At 53.5% G+C, this 19,237-nt stretch carries 11 protein-coding genes; 7 read left to right on the forward strand and 4 right to left on the reverse strand.

Annotated features, from left to right (window positions below; all coding sequences use genetic code 11):
- Window positions 1–23: 23 nt before the first annotated feature.
- The 3 genes from ilvD to LDL70_RS00425 form a co-directional block, all read right to left on the reverse strand.
- Window positions 24–1,868: a dihydroxy-acid dehydratase gene (ilvD, locus tag LDL70_RS00415; protein WP_221722144.1), complete on the reverse strand. Its 1,845-nt coding sequence runs from the start codon at window positions 1,866–1,868 to the stop codon at window positions 24–26.
- 234 nt (window positions 1,869–2,102) lie between these two features.
- Window positions 2,103–2,339 carry an Lrp/AsnC ligand binding domain-containing protein gene (locus tag LDL70_RS00420; RefSeq protein WP_022711319.1) on the reverse strand — a complete coding sequence of 79 codons (237 nt, stop codon included), beginning with the start codon at window positions 2,337–2,339 and terminating at the stop codon, window positions 2,103–2,105.
- Between the two features lie 123 nt (window positions 2,340–2,462).
- On the reverse strand, window positions 2,463–2,852 hold the full coding sequence (locus LDL70_RS00425) for an MliC family protein (RefSeq protein ID WP_022711318.1): 390 nt from the start codon (window positions 2,850–2,852) through the stop codon (window positions 2,463–2,465).
- A 213-nt stretch (window positions 2,853–3,065) separates the two neighbouring features.
- On the opposite strand from LDL70_RS00425, the gene LDL70_RS00430 reads away from it, so the two are divergent.
- From LDL70_RS00430 to pncB, 7 genes are all read left to right on the forward strand, one after another.
- A complete protein-coding gene (locus LDL70_RS00430) occupies window positions 3,066–3,494 on the forward strand; it encodes a hypothetical protein (protein ID WP_213596119.1) in 429 nt (142 codons plus the stop codon).
- Between the two features lie 170 nt (window positions 3,495–3,664).
- Window positions 3,665–4,684: a sulfate ABC transporter substrate-binding protein gene (locus LDL70_RS00435; RefSeq protein ID WP_370637792.1), complete on the forward strand. Its 1,020-nt coding sequence runs from the start codon at window positions 3,665–3,667 to the stop codon at window positions 4,682–4,684.
- A 24-nt stretch (window positions 4,685–4,708) separates the two neighbouring features.
- Complete coding sequence (gene cysT / locus LDL70_RS00440) at window positions 4,709–5,620, forward strand: sulfate ABC transporter permease subunit CysT (protein WP_075654049.1); 912 nt, start codon at window positions 4,709–4,711, stop codon at window positions 5,618–5,620.
- A gap of 79 nt (window positions 5,621–5,699) precedes the next feature.
- Entirely contained in the window at window positions 5,700–6,491 is a 792-nt protein-coding gene (gene cysW / locus LDL70_RS00445) for a sulfate ABC transporter permease subunit CysW (RefSeq protein WP_370637793.1), read from the forward strand.
- A 146-nt stretch (window positions 6,492–6,637) separates the two neighbouring features.
- Window positions 6,638–7,678 (forward strand): sulfate/molybdate ABC transporter ATP-binding protein, encoded by a 1,041-nt coding sequence (locus tag LDL70_RS00450; protein WP_225685869.1) that lies wholly within the window; start codon window positions 6,638–6,640, stop codon window positions 7,676–7,678.
- Window positions 7,679–8,136: 458 nt separating this feature from the next.
- Window positions 8,137–16,812 (forward strand): GH36-type glycosyl hydrolase domain-containing protein, encoded by an 8,676-nt coding sequence (locus tag LDL70_RS00455; RefSeq protein WP_225685878.1) that lies wholly within the window; start codon window positions 8,137–8,139, stop codon window positions 16,810–16,812.
- 143 nt (window positions 16,813–16,955) lie between these two features.
- The gene (gene pncB / locus LDL70_RS00460) at window positions 16,956–18,260 is read left to right on the forward strand and encodes a nicotinate phosphoribosyltransferase (RefSeq protein ID WP_075654053.1); all 1,305 of its coding nucleotides are present in this window, start codon (window positions 16,956–16,958) and stop codon (window positions 18,258–18,260) included.
- Window positions 18,261–18,301: 41 nt separating this feature from the next.
- Here pncB and LDL70_RS00465 read toward each other — a convergent pair whose 3' ends face one another.
- Window positions 18,302–19,237 carry a carbohydrate kinase gene (locus tag LDL70_RS00465; protein ID WP_225688263.1) on the reverse strand — a complete coding sequence of 312 codons (936 nt, stop codon included), beginning with the start codon at window positions 19,235–19,237 and terminating at the stop codon, window positions 18,302–18,304.

Raw genomic sequence — 19,237 nt, forward strand, 5'->3', positions numbered from 1 at the left:
GAATTGCTGGCCTATTTCGTTCTTTACTCAGGTACGTGTCTCACCGCACCTTTGGCGGCGCTGGTGGCCATGGCTGCATAGGCACGCAGTGCTGTGGTGACTTTGCGCTTGCGCACTTCTGTCGGTTTCCATGCAGCAATGCCTTTGGCTTCCATCTCTGCACTGCGTTTTACTAGCACAGCATCATCAACAGCCAGATGGATTTTGCGGTTCGGAATGTCGATCTCGATCAGATCGCCTTCTTCAACCAGACCGATCAGGCCGCCTTCAGCGGCTTCTGGCGAAACGTGGCCGATGGAGAGGCCGGAAGAACCGCCGGAGAAACGACCGTCAGTAATCAGCGCACAGGCTTTGCCCAGACCTTTCGACTTCAGATAGCTGGTCGGATAGAGCATTTCCTGCATGCCCGGACCGCCGCGCGGGCCTTCATAGCGGATCAGAACAATATCGCCTTCTTTGATCTTGCCGTTGAGAATGCCGAGAACCGCGCTGTCCTGACTTTCAAAAATACGGGCAGGGCCAGAGAAGGTCAGGATACTGTCATCCACACCGGCGGTTTTAACGATACAACCGTCTTCCGCCAGATTGCCGTAGAGCACAGCCAGACCACCGTCCTGTGAGAAGGCATGTTCTTTGGTGCGGATAACGCCGTTTTCACGGTCGCTGTCGGTGTTGTCGAAATAACGGTTCTGGCTGAAGGCAACCTGTGTCGGAACACCACCCGGTGCAGCACGGAAGAACTCATGCACGCTTTCATCGGACGAGCGCTTGATATCCCATTTTTCCAGCGCATTTTTCAATGTGCCGGAATGTACCGAGCCGACATCGGTGTTGAGCAGGCCTGCGCGGTCAAGCTCACCGAGAATACCCATAATACCACCGGCGCGATGCACGTCTTCCATATGCACATCCGGCACGGCAGGTGCAACTTTACACAGCACCGGTACTTTGCGGGACAGGCGATCAATATCGGACATGGTGAAATCCATTTCCGCTTCATGCGCTGCCGCCAGCAAATGCAGTACGGTATTGGTGGAGCCGCCCATGGCGATATCCAGTGTCATGGCATTTTCAAAAGCTGCAAAGCTGGCAACTGCGCGTGGCAACACGCTCTCATCATTGCCTTCATAATAACGCTTGCAGAGGTCAACAACCAGACGACCGGCTTCAAGAAACAGTTCTTTACGTGCCGCATGGGTTGCCAGCGTCGAGCCATTGCCCGGCAGCGACAGACCAAGCGCTTCGGTCAGGCAGTTCATGGAGTTGGCAGTGAACATACCGGAGCAGGAGCCGCAGGTCGGGCAGGCGGAGCGCTCAATCGCGTCCACTTCTTCGTCAGTATATTTGTCGTCGGCGGCTGCAACCATAGCATCAACCAGATCAAGCTTTTTAACCTTGTCATTCCAGACAACTTTACCGGCTTCCATCGGGCCGCCGGAAACAAATACAACCGGAATATTGAGGCGCAATGCGGCCATCAGCATACCCGGTGTGATCTTGTCACAGTTGGAAATGCACACCATCGCATCGGCGCAATGGGCATTGACCATATATTCAACCGAGTCGGCGATGATTTCGCGTGATGGCAGCGAATAGAGCATACCGTCATGACCCATGGCGATACCGTCATCAACGGCAATGGTGTTGAATTCCTTGGCAACACCGCCTGCTTTTTCGATTTCGCGGGCAACCATCTGGCCGAGATCTTTCAGATGCACATGCCCCGGCACAAACTGGGTAAAGGAGTTGACCACAGCGATAATCGGCTTGCCAAAATCACCGTCTTTCATGCCTGTGGCGCGCCAGAGGCCGCGCGCGCCCGCCATATTGCGGCCGTGGGTGGAAGTTCTTGAGCGATAGGCTGGCATGATCTTATTCCCTTATGCATTAACAGCGCTGCGAAACTCCTGTTTGCAGAAGTTGCAGAAATGCAGTGTTATCTTTTCAGATATGTCTTACAGTACCCGAGCGTACGGCGCAAAGTACAAATTGCCTCACATGCAAAATTCTTCGCGTGCAGCAGCGCAAAAATAAAAAAGCATCGCCCGTTTGAGACGGGCAATGCTTCATCGTCGATATTACCGGCGTTTCTGTGACTGAACTCAGAATGCTTTGAAAGTCAGCGTTGTCAGCGAGCGGATGATATGCGGGATATCATGAACATTATCATTGATAAATTTGCCGATATCATCACCTTCCTGAATGTAGATCTTTGCGAGAAGATCATATTCGCCGCTGGTGGAATAAAGTTCCGAGGCGATTTCACGCTCATAGAGCGTCTTGGCAACATCATAGGTTGTGCCGGGTTTGCACTGGATTTGCAGGAATACAGGTTTCATCTCACATCTTTCCTGTAAGAGAACGGATCACATAAAATTCAAAGCAGGTCAGAAAGACTGCTGTCTGACGGCACAAATAGCAGTCTGTGTGCTTTAAGGGTAGCGAAAAATCCTGCCTCAATTTTACTGTGCAGCTTTATCCTTGTTTACACAATTGCTAAACAATGTCTGCTCTTTGGCGCTGTCATCGGCTTCAAGAAAAGACAGAATGCCTTCATCGCCTTTTGTATGCCAGCGATAGCTGTCCTGTTCATCAAGAGCGATATAACGTGCGCCTGAAGCCGCTGGCCAGATACGCATCGGCACCAGCTTGCCTTCCGTGTAAAGGACAGCTGCTGATTCATCATTTTTCAGACCATTGATATAGACAACATCCAGCTCAACATTCCGCTCGCATATATAGGTCACTTTGGTAAGCGCCTGCATCTCGTCAGCTTCCTGCGCGGCAACACTGCCTGCAAAACCGCAAAGTAAAAGACCGGCAGAGAGTGATGGGATGATTGCTTTCAGCATCAGTTTATCCTTTTCGTTTACAGCACTTACAGAGAAGGCAGGGAACCTGCGAGCAGAAAAACAGGTCTGTTTGCGGAGTTTAAAATAAGATTCTTATTTTGATCGTCCAATAAAAACCGTATCTGGCATTAATATGATTGTTTGTCAGATATTTAAAAGCAGAGACAGCATAGTTCAGCAGAAAAGGCATTATAGCGCGTGATACAGGCTGGTTTGACATTTCGCAAAATATTCACCCCTGCGGGCATGCGCATCAGTGCGTTTGCTGCCCTCGCTGTGCTCACCGGTTGTGCCGGTGTGAATTATGTACAAGCCAAATATCAGGGGCTGCCTTCGGTTGAGTTCGTCGGCAAAAGCGGTGTTAATTATCGTATTGTCGATAACCAGACCGAAAGTCGCCTGCTGATCGGGCCGGGGCTGGCAGGTACAGCCACGCAGAATTTTGTCAAAGGTTTCTCCACCGGAACAGGGCTTGGTGTCACGCCGCCGGTAGTGTTCCGCGATGTGGCGGAAGAATATCTGAAATCCACCGGAAAACGCTGCGAAACCCGTGATGTGACACTGGTTGTCGATCCTTATTATGAGGTGCGCTATAAGTGCAGCCTGCGCAGTCCCCGTATGGGTTCGGGTATGGTTTTTTGATGCGGGACACTGAACTGTCTTTGGCAAAGGCGAATTTTTATTTTACAATGCGCTCATCTGAGGAAGATTATTTCCGTGGGAGCGGAGTATTGAGGTTCCTGTAGCATCCTTCTCCGTTCCGGCTCTGTTAGTTTGTTTTTGAACATGAAACGGAGGCCTTGATGATACTGATGCGAAATACTTTTTCCGCCTTTGCTGCGCTGATCGCTGTATCTGCGGTTTCCATCCCTGTGCAGGCACCCGCTGCCCAGACCCTGCTGAATGTTTCTTACGATCCGACGCGGGAATTATATAAAGAATTTAACGATGCCTTTGCCAAACACTGGCAGGCCGAAACCGGTGAGACGATAACCCTGCGTACATCGCATGGCGGCTCCGGTGCGCAGGCACGCTCTGTTATTGACGGTATCCCCGCAGATGTTGTGACGCTTGCTTTGCAAAGCGATATTGATGCCATTGTCGAGAAAAGCGGCAAGATCAATGCGGACTGGCGGCAGAAATTCCCGAATAATTCCGCGCCTTACACTTCAACCATCGTTTTCCTGACCCGCAAGGGCAATCCCAAGGGCATTAAAGACTGGGGCGATCTGATTAAAGACGGGGTGGAGGTGATTACACCTAACCCGAAAACCTCCGGCGGTGCCCGCTGGAATTATCTGGCCGCATGGGCATGGGCGCATAGCGAATATGGCGGCGATGAAGCCAAGGTCAAAGCCTATATGACAGAGCTGTTCCGTCATGTGCCGGTGCTGGATACCGGTGCGCGCGGCTCGACCACCAGTTTTGTACAACGCCAGTTAGGTGATGTGCTGCTGGCATGGGAAAACGAAGCCTATCTGTCAGTTGCGGAATTCGGAGCGGATTCTTTTGACATTGTCGTGCCGCCGCAATCCATTCTCGCCGAGCCGCCGGTTGCTGTGGTGGACAAAAATGTCGATGCCAAAGGTACACGCAAACAGGCGGAAGCCTTCCTGACTTATCTCTATTCTGAAGAGGGGCAGAAGATTGCAGCCAAACACTTCTACCGGCCGTCAAAGCCTGAATTAGTGCCGGAGGCCGACCGTAAATGGCTGACGGATGTCAAGCTCATCACGATTGATGACCCGTTATTCGGAGGCTGGGTTAAGGCGCAGCCTGCACATTTCGGGGATGGCGGCACATTCGATCAGATTTATAAACCGGTCAAATAAGTTCCGTCTTTCATGGTGTTACCTATGGCAGAACTCACAACAAAAACGGGCGGCGGGAAACCGGATCAGCCACATAAAAGCGGGAAAAAACCGCCCTTCTGGCAGGCATGGCGCAAGCCGTCCATCCTGCCGGGTTTTGGCCTGACACTGGGCTTCAGCGTGGCCTATCTGTCCCTGCTGATCCTGATCCCGCTGATGGTGCTGATGCTCCATGCCGTCGGGGTGGGGCCGGCACGCTTCTGGCAGCTGGCGACTGATCCCCGGCTGGTTCATGCCTTGCAGGTCAGCTTTTTCAGCGCGATCTTGGCCGCGCTGATTAATGTGGTTTTTGGCGGCATTGTTGCATGGGTGCTTGTGCGTTACCGCTTTCCGGGCAGAAGGCTGGTCGATGCGATGGTCGATCTGCCCTTCGCGCTGCCCACCGCCGTTGCCGGTATTGCACTGACAGCGCTTTATGCGCCGAAAGGCTGGATCGGTGCATGGCTGATGCCGCTGGATATCCGTATTGCTTTTACACAGGCCGGTATCGTTGTGGCGCTGGTTTTTATCGGTCTGCCATTTGTGGTGCGCACGATCCAGCCGGTGATTGAAGAGATCAGCCGTGAACAGGAAGAGGCGGCGGCAACGCTGGGTGCCAGCCGCTTTCAGACTGTGTTCCGTGTGCTTTTGCCCGGTTTGCAACCGGCTATTTTGACCGGTTTTTCGCTGGCCTTTGCCCGTGCGGTCGGGGAATATGGCTCGGTGATTTTTATCGCCGGTAACCGGCCTTATTCGACTGAAATTGCGCCTTTGCTGATCTTCATCAAGCTTGAGGAATTCGATTATTCCGCAGCTACAGTGCTGGCCACGGTGATGATGCTGATTTCTTTTGTGATGCTGCTCATCGTCAATCTGATCCAGACACGGACACGCAGGAGATATGGCTATGGCAGCTAGTGCCGGAAAACTGTTTTCGCGTCGTCTGAAGCATAATCACACGGCGCATAACCGCTCAGCGGTCACAGAAACACCGGCTATGCGCTGGTTTCTGACACTGACAGGGCTGTTGTTTATGGCCTTGTTCATTGTGCTGCCGCTGATCGTAATTTTTGCGCAGGCTTTCAGCAAAGGCACCGGTGCTTATCTGGAAGCACTGACCGATCCGGATGCAGTCTCGGCTATCCGTCTGACTTTGCTGATTGCAGCTATTGCAGTGCCTTTGAATATGGTTTTCGGGATTGCTGCTTCATGGGCGATTGCCAAATTCGAGTTTCGCGGCAAGACCTTTCTCATCACGCTGATTGATCTGCCGTTTTCGGTGTCGCCGGTGATTTCAGGGCTGGTTTTCGTGCTGCTGTTCGGCGGTAACAGTATGCTCGGATCATGGTTTCAGTCGCATAATATCCAGATATTGTTTGCTGTTCCCGGTATTGTTCTGGCAACGATCTTTGTCACTTTTCCATTTGTTGCCCGTGAGCTGATCCCGCTGATGCAGGAGCAGGGAACAGGTGATGAAGAGGCCGCTTTATCGCTGGGGGCAAGCGGCTGGAAAACCTTTCTCTATGTGACTTTGCCGAATATCCGCTGGGGGCTGCTTTACGGCGTGTTGCTGTGTAATGCGCGTGCAATGGGAGAGTTCGGTGCGGTGGCGGTGGTGTCGGGGCGTATTCGCGGGCTGACGACGACCATGCCGTTGCATGTGGAGATGATGTATAGCGAGAATATCGTGGCGGCATTTGCAGTGGCATCGCTGCTGGCGGGACTGGCGCTGATAACACTCGTTTTGAAGACGATACTGGAAATGCGTTTTTCGCATGACGGGGTTTAGTTTGTAATGCGTTTTGCGCATGAATAGCGCATCCCGAAAAGTGTGAGCGGTTTTCAGGGTACGCTTACAACAAAGAGACAGAGCATTTTGAATGCTCGAATATGAATTGCATTGCACTGGCATGAGGGTGCCTGAAAGGATTGAGAATGGAAGTACGCGTTGTTGAGGTGCGCAAGGAGTTTGAGCAGTTTCCGGCGCTGCACAACGTTTCGCTTGATATTCGTTCAGGCGAGCTGATTGCTTTGCTCGGCCCTTCCGGCTCGGGTAAGACCACTTTATTGCGTCTGATTGCAGGACTGGAAAGCCCGACAGAAGGCACGGTCTATTTGGGCGAGGATGATGCCTCGAATAAAACCGTGCAGGAACGCAATGTTGGTTTTGTATTCCAGCATTATGCTTTGTTCCGTCATATGACATTGGCGCAGAATGTCGGATTTGGTTTGAAAGTACGCCCGCGCTCTACGCGTCCGTCCAAAGCAGAAATCCATAAGCGCGCGGTCGATCTGCTCAATCTGGTGCAATTGCAGGGCTTGGAAAACCGTTATCCGGCACAGCTCTCCGGTGGTCAGCGTCAGCGCGTGGCTCTGGCACGTGCCATGGCGATTGAACCGCATGTATTGTTGCTGGATGAGCCTTTCGGTGCACTGGATGCGCAGGTGCGAAAAGAACTGCGCAAATGGCTGCGTGAGATTCATGACAGCACCGGTCATACGACGGTCTTTGTAACCCACGATCAGGATGAGGCGCTGGAACTCGCCGACCGTGTTGTGGTGATGAGTCAGGGGCGTATCGAACAAGTCGGAACACCGGACGAGATTTATGACAGCCCGAATTCTGCTTTCGTCTATGGTTTTATCGGTGAATCCAGCCGTCTGAATGTGCGTGTGGAGCAGGGGGCACTCTGGTTGGCGGATCGCTCGCTGGGGCTGAAAACCGATCAGGCAGACGGAGAAGCCGTGCTATATTTCCGACCCCATGATGTGGAGCTGGTGGAGGGATGCGGCGGCTGCATTGCCGGTGTGGTCACCGCGACACGGCGTGTGGGCGCCAAGCGCCGTGTTGAGCTGGAAGTCGGCGGTAACCGCGAAATTGTCGAGATTGAAATTCTGGCCGAGAATGAAGCGGTGACCGGTAGTCGTTTGGCGTTCCGTCCGAAATACTGGCGGGTCTTTGCCTCTCAAAACTGAAGAGATACAGCTCGAAAAATGATTCTCTGAAACGCCGGATACGGGGCTGAATTTCGGCTCTGATATCCGGCGTTTTTCTTATCAGAAAGGGGGACTTTCAAAATAATTTAATCCGTTTAAAGTACACTCAGGCAACTTTTCTCACCCTCTGGCATTATATCAAAGCGTGCTGCCCCAGCTTTGTCAGGGCTTGCGCATTGTGGGAACGCAAATTGCAGGGGGTAGCCTGTTGATTTTTATAACGTAAAGTTAAAATCAGCTATGATTTGTGCTTTGCGATTTTACCAAATTCGACCATGGCATTCTTTGCGGACGTAATTTGGTCATAACTGTTTAACACCACCGATCATGCGTGAATCTTCATGAAATTCACGGGATCTGAAGCATGTGTTTGCGGATATGGCAAATCTGACCATCCGTAGCGGAACTTAAATCTTATAAAAGGCTGTAAAAGGCATATGCCGGCTTTGTCTTTCTCTCTTTCATCGTTGTTTTCCCGCCCTGTTGCTGACCGCCTTTTGCCGGTTTTGCCTTTGCCAATCAGGGGGCATTATAAAACACCAGAAGAATTACAACTGCTCGCTGCGGCGCTGGCCCGCAATGAAGCCGTGCGCCTGCCCGATTATGAGAAATTCGACTTTAACAAACGGCTTGCAGAAAATGCCGGTCTGATCCTGCATGCCTATCGCTCGTCCGATGCGGCATCGCGCAACGGCGAGACGATTACGCCGGCTGCCCAGTGGCTGCTCGACAATTATTACGTTGTCGATAAAAGCATGCAGCAGGCACGCCGCGATTTGCCGGACAAGTTTTTGCGCCAGCTGCCGCTGGCAGCCAATATTCATCCCGATGGTGCTGTAGCAAAAAACACCGATGCATCTACCAATCTGAGCACCGAAGGCCTGCCGCGGGTTTTCGCACTGGCATGGCTCTATGTTGCCCATAGCGACAGTGGTTTCTCGCTCAAAAGCCTGAAAGCACTGATCGACGGTTTCCAGAGTGTGGAGCCGCTGCGCATCGGTGAATTATGGGCGCTGCCGTCGGTTATCCGTTTCATGCTGGTGGAAAATGCCCGTCGCTTGGCGCTGCGTGTTGAGCGCGCCCGTGCGATGCGCAATTTCGCCAATCGCGTGGCGGACAAGATTGTGGTCGCCTCTTCACCGGAAGAACTGCAATCCATCCTGACAGAATATAGCGAACCGGCTCGCGACGGCACTTTTGCCACGCATCTGCTTTATCGTTTGCGCAGTGCATCCACGGCTACCGGACCGGCGATTGAATGGCTGGAAGCCCAGCTCGAAGCCACCGGACGCGATGTTGAGGAGATTATTGTCGAGGAACATTCCCGCCAGTCCACCGGCGGTATGACCATGGGCAATATTATCCGCTCGCTCAAAACCATTGATGACGTGGACTGGACCTCATGGGTTGAGACTGTCAGCATTATGGATGCGATCCTGCGCGAGAACAGCGATTTCGAAAATCTCGATTTCGCCTCACGCAACAGCTATCGCGTGACCATTGAAAAGATCGCCCGCAATTCCCGTATGACGGAAATTGAGGTGACCAATACGGCTTTGCGGCTGGCGCGTGAAAAATCGCTGCGTGAGCATAAAATCACCGAGCGTGAACAAAGCGGTGCAATTGCCTATTATCTGAGCGGTAATGCCCGCACCGAGCTGGAACAGATTTGCGGTTATACGCCGCCTTTATCATCGCGTTTGCTGCGTCTCTATCGCGGGCTCGGCCTGTGGGGGATTGCTGCACCGGTCTGGGCAATGACTATCGGCCTGCTGGTGCTGGTTTATACCGGCATGGGTCGCATCGGTTTTGGCGAGAGCGAACAGCTGCTTTTCACTATCCTCGCGCTGTTCCCTGCCTATGAAGCCTCACTTGGCCTGTTTAATTCGCTGGTGCCGTGGTTTGTGCAGCCGAACCGTCTTGTCGGTTATGAATATCGCGACGGTCTGCCTGCCGATGCCCGCACGCTGGTAGCCGTGCCGACGCTGATCAATTCGCGCGACAGTGTGGATGAACATATCCGCAATCTCGAAGTGCATTATCTGACCAATCCGCGCGGTGAGGTTTATTTTGCGATTGTCAGTGACTGGACAGACAGCAATGTCGAAGTCACGCCTGCCGATATGGAAGTGCTGGATTATGCCCGCGAGGAAGTCGCAAGGCTTAATGCGCATTATGCCGGAGAGGATTATGCCACCAATGGTCAGGCGCGGTTCTTCTTCCTGCATCGCCGCCGTCTTTACAATCCGTCACAGGGTTGCTGGATGGGCTGGGAGCGCAAGCGCGGTAAGCTGCATGAGCTGAACCTGCTGCTGCGCGGTGATCATGATACCAGCTTCTTCCCGCCGGATGTGCCGCTGCCGCGTGATATCCGTTATGTGATGACACTGGATTCTGACACCCGTCTGACACCGCAATCGGTGACCAATCTGGTCGGTAAACTGTCACATCCGCTCAATCATCCGGTCTTTGATGAGAAAACCGGCCGTATTACCAGCGGTTACGGTATTTTGCAGCCGCGTGTTACCCCGTCGCTGACCACCGGCGATGAGGCCTCATTTCTGCAGCGCGTCTTCTCCGCCAATCGCGGTATTGATCCATACGTTTTTGCAGTTTCCGATGTTTATCAGGACCTGCTGGGCGAAGGCACTTTTACCGGTAAAGGCCTCTATGATGTTGATGCCTTTGAACGGGTGATGCAGGGCAAGATTGAGGAAAATACAGTCCTCAGTCACGATCTGCTCGAAGGCGGCTATGCCCGCTGTGCGCTCGCCAGCGATGTCGAGGTCGTGGAAGATTACCCGACCGGCTATAATGTGGATATTTCCCGCCATCACCGCTGGGCGCGTGGTGACTGGCAGTTGCTGCCGTTTCTGTTCTCAACCGGCAAAGGTGTCAGCAATGTCACCCGCTGGAAAATGGCCGATAACCTGCGCCGTTCGCTCAACCCGATCATGTGGGTGATTGCGTCTTTTGCGGGCTGGTGTTTGCTGCCGCTCGGCGTTGCCACCATCTGGCAGCTGTTCCTGATTTTGGCGATGTTCGTGCCGATGATTTTCGGCATCGTCACCAATCTTATTCCGGTGAATATGGATTATTCGCTGAAAGGCCATGCTCAGTCGGTTCTCACCGATGTGACGCTGGCTTTTGCGGATATGGCGCTGCGTCTGAGCTTTATTGCCCATAGCGCAACGCTGATGGGCGATGCGATTGTCCGCACCTTCTACCGTCTGTTTGTCTCCCGCCGTTATCTTTTGGCGTGGCGTGCGGCCGCGCAGATGAAGTCTTCCGATACGCTGGATTTCTATGTGCGCCTGATGTGGCCGTCGCTGCTGATAGGTGCACTGGCATTCCTGCTTCCGGTATTGTTCGGCAGCAAAGCGGTGCTGATTGCTGTGCCTTTTGCCGTGATCTGGATTGCTTCGCCATGGATTGCATGGGCGGTAAGCCGCTCAGCCAAACCGCAGGATACACTGGAAGTCCGCTCAAGCGATAAAGGCGATCTGCGCCGCTATGCCCGCCGTACATGGCGCTATTTCGAAGCCTTCACCAATGAGGAAGGCAACCATCTGCCGCCGGATAATTATCAGGAAGATCCGGTGGGTATTGTGGCAATGCGCACATCCCCGACCAATATCGGTGTCTATTTCCTCTCTGTGATTTCGGCGCGTGATTTCGGCTGGATCGGCTTCAACGATACGCTGAACCGTATTGGTTTGACGCTGGATACGCTGGAGAAGATGGAGAAATTCCGTGGCCATCTCTATAACTGGTATGAGACTGATACGCTGAAACCATTGCAGCCGCTTTATGTGTCGGCAGTGGATAGCGGCAATCTGGCCGGTCATCTGGTTACACTGTCTTCGGCGCTGGAAGAATGGGCGCAGGCGCCGTCCGTCTATCTGCAGGGCGATTTTGAAGGTATTCTCGACGTTAACGACATTCTGGAAGAGGCAATTGCTGCCATTCCGGATGATCGCCGTATTCTGCGCCCACTGCGTCGCCGTTTGGAAGAGCGGATTGCCAATTTCCGCCGTGCTGTGCGTTCCTTCCGCGAGGAGCCGGAAACCGCCTCTTTCCGCACCATCAATATTTCACTTTTCGCCAAGGATATTGAAAAACTGGCGCTGGAACTGGATGACGAGCTGGAAACCACCCAGTCGCAGGAAGCGCTGGAATGGGCACGTACACTGGTTGCTACCTGTAAAGCCCATACGGATGATGCGATCGGCGAACACAATGCTGAAGAACTGCGCATGCAGTTGCAGAGCCTTGCCAGCCGTTCCCGTCAGCTGGCTTTTGACATGGAATTCGGCTTCCTTGAGCGCAAGGAACGCCGCCTGCTGTCGATCGGTTTCCGCGTTCAGGAAAACGAGCTGGATGAGAGCTGCTACGATCTTCTGGCTTCGGAAGCCCGTCTTGCCAGCCTGTTTGCGATTGCCAAGGGCGATGTGCCGGTAGAACATTGGTTCAAACTTGGCCGTCTGCTGGTGCCGGTTGGCTGGAAAGGCGCTCTGCTGTCCTGGTCCGGCTCGATGTTTGAATATCTGATGCCGCCATTGGTGATGAATGAGCCGCTTGGCTCGCTTCTTGACCAGACCAACAAGCTGGTCGTGCAGCGTCAGATTGAATATGCAACCTCGCGCGGTCTGCCTTGGGGCATTTCGGAAGCGGCCTATAATGCCCGCGATCCGCAGATGAATTACCAATATTCCAATTTCGGTGTGCCGAAACTGGGGCTGCAACGCGGTCTGTCACGTAATGCGGTGATTGCACCTTATGCAAGCCTTTTGGCTTCGCAATATCGCCCTGCTGATGCGGTTTCCAACCTGAAGACCTTGCAGAAGCTCGGCGCTTTGGGTCGTTACGGCTTCCACGATGCCGTGGATTTCACGCCGTCACGTGTGCGCGAAGGTGAAAAATGCGCTGTGGTGAAAAACTATTATGCTCATCACCACGGCATGTCGATTATCGCGGTCAATAATGTGATTTTTGATGGTCGTATGCGCAGCCGTTTCCATTCCGATCCGGTGATTGAAGCGGCTGAACTGCTGTTGCAGGAAAAAGCACCGCGTGAAATTCCGATGGTTTATGCCAAGACGGAAAATCCGATGCGTGTGGACAGCGGTGCCTTTGATGAAGCGCCGATGCGCATTATCGAAGAGCCGTTGAAAGCACCGCGCAGTGTACATCTGATGTCCAATGGTCAGTATTCGCTGATGCTGACGGCTGCCGGTAATGGTTACAGCCGCTGGCATGATCTGGCGATTACCCGCTTCCAGCCAGACGCGTCTGAAGGCATGCAGGGCAGCTTCCTGTTCCTGCGTGATATTGAAAGCGGACGCTGGTGGTCGGCAACCGGTGAGCCGTCGCGCCATATGGAAACCGAAACCAAGACGGTATTCACGGAAGACAAGGCCGAGTTCTACAAGACCTCCGGTGATATCAAAACTGTGGTGGAAACCATTGTCACCACCGATGTCGATGGTGAAGGGCGCCGGATTGATATTATCAATACCAGTTCGCGCGACCGTGTAATCGAGGTCACATCCTATGCGGAGCTGGTGCTGAATAATCCGGATACGGATGATGCACATCCGGCTTTTGCCAAGATGTTTGTGGAAACGGAAATCGCACCGGACGGCACAACCATCTATGCCAAACGGCGCAAGCGTGCACCGTCAGACACAGAAGTGCATGTGGCGCATTTCGTGACCGATCTGTCGGGCGCTGTGCGTGAAACGGAAGCCGAAACCGACCGCCGTGTCTTTATCGGCCGTGGCCGCACGCTGCGCAATCCGGCAGCATTTGATCCGGAGATGAAGTTTACCGGCAGTCAGGGCACTGTGCTTGATCCGGTTGCCTCATTGCGTACCCGTGTCCGTGTTCCGGCGCATAAAAAAGTGTCGCTGGTCTTCTGGACACTGGCGGGTGGTTCGCGCTCATATCTGGAAGAAAAAGCGGCAGTCCTGCGTTATCCGGAAGCTTTTGCCCGTGAATATACTTTGTCATGGACACGTTCGCAGGTGCGTCTGCATCATGTCGGTATCAAACCGGCTGAAGCGACAGATTACCAGAAAACCGCTGCCTATCTGATCTATCCGGATCGCGCTTTGCGCCAGCCATCGGAAGTGATTGCAGCCGGTCTTGGTGCGCAGTCTGATCTCTGGCCATTGTCGATTTCCGGCGATGATCCGATATTTGTGCTGCGGATTGATAATGAGGCCGATCTTGAAGTGCTGCGCGGTGTGCTGAAAGCACAGGAATACTGGCGCGAAAAAGGCCTCACCGTCGATGTGGTGGTGGTCAACGAACGGGCCTTCTCCTATGCGCAGGATACCCAGCGTGCAGTTGAATGGCTGACGGAAAGTTTCCGTGTCCGTTCGCAGCATCAGGGACAGAAACAGCACATCTTCACGGTGCGCCGCGATCAGATGAGCGAGGCGTCCTATAATACGCTGTTGGCGGCTGCACGCATTGTGATGCATGCGCAGAACGGTTCTCTGGCAGAGCAGCTCAAGCGTATTCAGGAGCTCTCCGTTGATCTGGCACATCGCAAAGAAACCAAACCGGAAAGTGCTGATCCGCGTCTGAACCGCCGCGACAGCCGTCTGGCTGCAGAAGCTGATGCCGCACAGCAAAGCGGTGATGGTGTAAAAGCCATCGCCAAATTGCCGGGTGTGGCTCCGCGCCAGTCTATAACAAATAAGCCGGTTTCCGGTGACGGGCTGGAATTCTGGAACAGCTATGGCGGTTTTGATACAGACGGCAATTATGTTGTGCGTCTCAATGGTGACCGCACAACCCCGCATCCGTGGATCAATGTGATTGCCAATGCGGAATTCGGCTTCCATGTTTCAGCGGAAGGCTCTGCTTTCACATGGAGCGGTAACAGCCGTGATTATCAGCTGACCCCATGGTCAAATGATCCGGTGTCCAATTTGCCGGGCGAGGCGCTCTATATTGCGGATCGTGACAGCGGTAAGGTTTTCGCACCTGCGGCCAATGTCATTCGCGATGCGGATGTGACCTATGAAGCACGTCACGGTCAGGGTTTTAGCACATTCACCTCTAAACATGGTGATGTGTTCTGTGAACTGACAATGGCGGTCGATCCGGACAAGCCGGTGCGCCTGACGCGTCTGCGTCTTGTTAATCGCGGCCAGTCGATGAAACGCCTGCGGTTGTATAATTATGCGGAATGGGTGCTGGGCAATGTCCGTGCCAAAAACGCCGCTTATATTGTCCCGCGTTTTGATGAAGAGCTGGGCGCACTCTTTGCCCGTAATCCTTATCACACCGACAAGGCAGGGCAGGTGGCTTTCCTGACGGCAAATATTCTGCCGGTATCAGTCACCTCTGACCGGCAGGAATTTATCGGTGCCACCGGTTCCGTGACAGAACCTGATTGTGTGATGCAGGGCAAATCCCTGTCAGGCACAGTTGAGGCCGGACGCGATCCTTGTGCGGCTCTGAACTATGATCTGGAACTGAGTGCAGGACAGACCAAAGACATTCTCTTCATTCTTGGTAATGCCAAAGATGAAGAAACGGCACAGGGACTGATTACCTATAGCCGTGGTCTGGATATAGATGATCTGCTGGCGCGTACTTCTGAGCAATGGCAGGATTTCACTGCGCCATTGCAGGTGAAAACGCCGGATCGCTCTTTCGATCTGATGGTCAATCGCTGGCTGCCTTATCAGAGCAAGGCTTCGCGTATTCTGGCGCGTGCGGCGTTCTATCAGGCCAGCGGTGCCTATGGTTTCCGCGATCAGTTGCAGGACACGCTGTCATTGCTGATGCTTGATCCGCTTTTGGCACGCAAGCAATTGCTCAATGTTGCCGGTCGCCAGTTTGCGGAAGGCGATGTGCAGCATTGGTGGCTTCCGGTGACGGGGGCAGGTGTACGTACATTGATCTCCGATGATGTGGTGTGGCTGTCCTATGCGGCAACGCTCTATACGCAGGTGACCGGCGATCTGGCGGTGCTTGATGAGGAAGTTGCTTATCTACAGGGCCGTGCTTTGGGCGAGGGCGAACATGACGCTTTCTATCAGCCGGAAACCTCCGACAAAACCGATACGGTTTATGAGCATTGCGTGAAAGGGCTGGAACTGGCCATGCAACGCACCGGTCAGCATGGTCTGCCGCTGATCCTTGGCGGCGACTGGAATGACGGTATGAATCTTGTCGGTGTTGAAGGCAAAGGCGAGAGCGTCTGGCTCGGCTGGTTCCTGAGCTATACATTGCAGCAGTTTATTCCGTTGAGTGTTTCGCGTGGTGATACGAGCCGTGCGGAAGCTATGCAGAAGCATCTGGATGCTCTGAACAAGGCATTGGAAGAGCATGGCTGGGATGGCGAATGGTATCGTCGCGGTTATTTCGATGACGGCGCACCGCTTGGTTCTCACCTGAGTGACGAATGCCAGATTGATGCGATTGCCCAGAGCTGGGCTGTGCTGTCCGGTGTTGCTGATCCTGAACGCGCAGATCAGGCGATGGCTTCACTTGAAAAGCATTTGCTGGATGAAGAAGGCGGCTTGCTGCGTCTGTTCACTCCGCCATTTGACAAGACTGAACATGAGCCGGGTTATATTAAAGGCTATCCGCGCGGTGTGCGTGAGAATGGCGGGCAATATACCCATGGTGCCACATGGGCGATCATGGCGCTGACCAAACTTGGCCGCGGTGATGAGGCTTACAAGCTGTTCTCGCTGATTAATCCGGTGCATCACGGCGAAAATCCTGAGACCTATCGTGTCGAGCCTTATGTGATTGCAGCGGATATTTACTCCGTTGAGCCACGTCGCGGTCAGGGCGGCTGGACATGGTATACCGGTTCTGCCGGCTGGTTCTACCGTGTGGCGACAGAGGGGATTCTCGGCTTGAGCAAACGCGGCAATGAGCTGTTCCTCAATCCGGTATTACCGTCTGACTGGGATGGTTTTGAACTGGACTATCGCCACGGCGAAGCGCTTTACAAAATTACAGTGCGCAATAAAGCCGGTCGGGACAGTCTGAAAGTGGACGGCAAAGCAGTCAAAAAACGCGATGCCGGTATTGCACTGACAACGCAGGGACAGCACGAGATTGTGCTTGAACTGAAATAAGTCAGACCAAACAGAAACTTTAAATAAAGGGCGGTGAGCAATCATCGCCCTTTATTTTTGCTGAATTCTGCTTATGGTCTGTCCAACAAGAATGATGCTCAGGATGAGAATAAATCTCATCGGATCAGATAAGGACATCTGGCATGACCAGAACAGATATTGCGCAGCGCGTTTATAACCATACGTGGAAGCTGGATCCGATTGTCCGCAGTCTGCTGGATACGGATTTTTATAAGCTGCTGATGCTGCAAATGATCTGGGGGCTGTATCCGCAGGTGGATGCTACTTTCTCGCTGATTAACCGCTCGAAAACTGTGCGGCTTGCCGATGAGATTGATGAAGGTGAGTTGCGGGCGCAGCTCGACCATGCCCGCTCATTGCGCATGACCAAAAAGGAAATGATCTGGCTGGCCGGTAATACATTCTATGGCCGCAAGCAGATTTTTGCACCGGAATTCCTGCAATGGCTCAGCACGTTCCAGCTGCCGGAATATGAGCTGACACGCCGCGACGGGCAATATGAGCTGCATTTCCACGGACCGTGGACGCATACGACAATGTGGGAAATTCCGGCGCTGGCGATTATCAATGAATTGCGCTCCCGCGCAGCGATGAAGTCCCTCGGGCCTTTCGCGCTGGATGTGCTTTATGCCCGTGCCAAAGCCAAAATGTGGGGCAAGGTTGATCGTCTGCGCCAATTGCCGGATCTGAAAATCTCTGATTTCGGCACCCGCCGCCGCCATTCATTTCTTTGGCAGCGCTGGTGTGTGGAAGCGCTGAAAGAAGGCATTGGCGATGCCTTTACCGGCACTAGCAATGTGCTTCTGGCGATGGACACTGATCTGGAAGCGCTCGGTACCAATGCCCATGAATTGCCGATGGTGCTGGCAGCTATGGCCGATACGGATGAAGAATTACGCTCGGCACCTTACCGCGTGTTGCAGGACTGGAACCGTTATTATGGCGGCAATCTTTTGATCGTGCTGCCGGATGCATTCGGCACCACAGCATTCCTGCGCGATGCGCCGGACTGGGTTGCAGATTGGACAGGTTTCCGCCCCGACAGTTCACCGCCTATTGAGGGCGGAGAGCGGATTATCGAGTGGTGGAAATCCAAGGGCAAAGACCCGCGTGAGAAATTGCTGATCTTCTCCGATGCACTGGATGTAGATACGATTGAAGAGACCTACCGCCACTTTGAAGGCCGTGTGCGGATGAGCTTTGGTTGGGGCACCAATCTCACCAATGATTTTATCGGCTGCGCACCGAAACACGTTTCAGGACTAGGAGCCATTTCGCTGGTCTGTAAGGTGATTGACGCCAATGGCCGTCCGGCGGTGAAACTCTCGGACAATCCGTCAAAAGCCACCGGCGATCCGGAGGCGGTCAAACGCTATATCGAGTTTTTCGGCGGTGAAGATCGGGTCACTCAGGAAGTGCGGGTTTAAAATACAAAAGGCGGCTTTTTAAGAAAACCGCCTTTTCCTTATCAAGTGATTTCATAATCCCATGGCGGATTGGCACCGGCACGCGACACGGTAATCGCTGCGGCTTTGATGCCAAAGGCGATGGCTTCGGTAAGCTGTTCTTGCGAGATGGCCGCAAGGGATTGCTTATTTAGCAGGCCTTGTTTTTCAAGGCTCACCAGCACGCCGGCATTGACCGTATCACCGGCACCGACCGTATCGGCCACGGTGACTTTCTCACCACCAACACTGATTTTACCGCAAGATGCGTAGGCCACGGCACCATCCGCGCCTTTGGTGACGATGATGATTTTTGGTCCGTCCTGTCCCTCTGCGGCCAGCCAGTTGCGGATAATCGCATCATGATCCGTGCCTTCATCAAACCAGAGCAGGTCTTCATCTGAGACTTTGACAATATCAGCCAGTGCAATCATCCGCTTGATCCGCGCCAGATGGGCGGCTTTGTCCGGAATAAAATTCGGGCGGATATTCGGGTCGAGCATTGTCACACGGTTTGGCGCTTCCCGCCGCATCAGCGCTTCATAGGTGCTGCCGCAAGGTTCCGGAATGAGGCTGATACCGCCAAACATCAGAGCACTGACATCATCATTCAGTTCCGGCAGTTGCGCCTCACTGAGCAAACGACCGGCGGTGTTTTCATCGTAGAAATTATAGCTCGCCTGACCATTATTCAGCCGCACAAAAGCAAGCGTTGTCGGCTGATCCGAGATCGCACAAAACCGCGTATCAACGCGGGATTTCTCCAGCGTATCGCGCAGGATTTGCCCGAGAAAATCCGATGATAGGCCGGAGAAAAATCCGGCCTTTGCACCCAGCCTGCCAATGGCAATGGCTGTGTTGAACACGGAACCGCCTGCATGCGGCACAAAGCCGGTCTCGCCGCTCTGTGTTTCGCGCGGCAGCATATCAATCAGCGCTTCTCCGCAGGAGAGGATCAT

It is taken from the genome of Pseudochrobactrum sp. XF203 (genome assembly GCF_020341615.1).
GTDB classification, from domain to species: Bacteria; Pseudomonadota; Alphaproteobacteria; order Rhizobiales; family Rhizobiaceae; genus Pseudochrobactrum; species Pseudochrobactrum saccharolyticum.

What these genes read in the sequence shown, in the direction of transcription:
- ilvD (WP_221722144.1), bottom strand. Translation starts at nt 1,868, where the DNA reads ATGCCAGCCTATCGCTCAAGAACTTCCACCCACGGCCGCAATATGGCG.
- LDL70_RS00420 (WP_022711319.1), bottom strand. Translation starts at nt 2,339, where the DNA reads ATGAAACCTGTATTCCTGCAAATCCAGTGCAAACCCGGCACAACCTAT.
- LDL70_RS00425 (WP_022711318.1), bottom strand. Translation starts at nt 2,852, where the DNA reads ATGCTGAAAGCAATCATCCCATCACTCTCTGCCGGTCTTTTACTTTGC.
- LDL70_RS00435 (WP_370637792.1), top strand. Translation starts at nt 3,665, where the DNA reads ATGCGAAATACTTTTTCCGCCTTTGCTGCGCTGATCGCTGTATCTGCG.
- cysT (WP_075654049.1), top strand. Translation starts at nt 4,709, where the DNA reads ATGGCAGAACTCACAACAAAAACGGGCGGCGGGAAACCGGATCAGCCA.
- cysW (WP_370637793.1), top strand. Translation starts at nt 5,700, where the DNA reads ATGCGCTGGTTTCTGACACTGACAGGGCTGTTGTTTATGGCCTTGTTC.
- LDL70_RS00450 (WP_225685869.1), top strand. Translation starts at nt 6,638, where the DNA reads ATGGAAGTACGCGTTGTTGAGGTGCGCAAGGAGTTTGAGCAGTTTCCG.
- LDL70_RS00455 (WP_225685878.1), top strand. Translation starts at nt 8,137, where the DNA reads ATGCCGGCTTTGTCTTTCTCTCTTTCATCGTTGTTTTCCCGCCCTGTT.
- pncB (WP_075654053.1), top strand. Translation starts at nt 16,956, where the DNA reads ATGACCAGAACAGATATTGCGCAGCGCGTTTATAACCATACGTGGAAG.
- LDL70_RS00465 (WP_225688263.1), bottom strand. Translation starts at nt 19,237, where the DNA reads ATGATCCTCTCCTGCGGAGAAGCGCTGATTGATATGCTGCCGCGCGAA.